This is a genomic window from Aeromonas sp. sif2433 (genome assembly GCF_019218705.1).
Classification (GTDB): domain Bacteria; phylum Pseudomonadota; class Gammaproteobacteria; order Enterobacterales; family Aeromonadaceae; genus Aeromonas; species Aeromonas encheleia.
The window spans coordinates 1-255 of sequence record NZ_JAHUXD010000057.1 but is presented as its reverse complement, the minus strand read 5'-3'; the positions used below and the strand labels follow the sequence as shown (position 1 = coordinate 255).

1 protein-coding gene is annotated in these 255 nt (G+C 63.5%); it reads left to right on the top strand.

Features of this window, described 5'->3' with window-relative positions:
- On the top strand, positions 1-255 hold a 255-nt coding region (locus KW825_RS20385), incomplete at both ends, for a VCBS domain-containing protein (protein WP_218330250.1).

Genomic DNA, 255 nt, shown 5'->3' with positions numbered 1-255 from the left:
TCAAGGCCGGTACCGGTACCCCGAGTGCCGGCGCTCTGGGCCACCTGACCATCGATACCGCTGGCAAGTGGACCTACAACGTGGCCAACGGCGACGTGCAGTACCTGAAAGAGGGTGAGACCAAGGTTGAGACCTTCACCGTGCACAGTGCCGACGGCACCAGCCACGAAGTGGTCATCACCATCACCGGCACCAACGATCTGCCGGTGATTGCCGGCGACGACCACGGCGCGGTGACCGAGGATGCCAGCAATC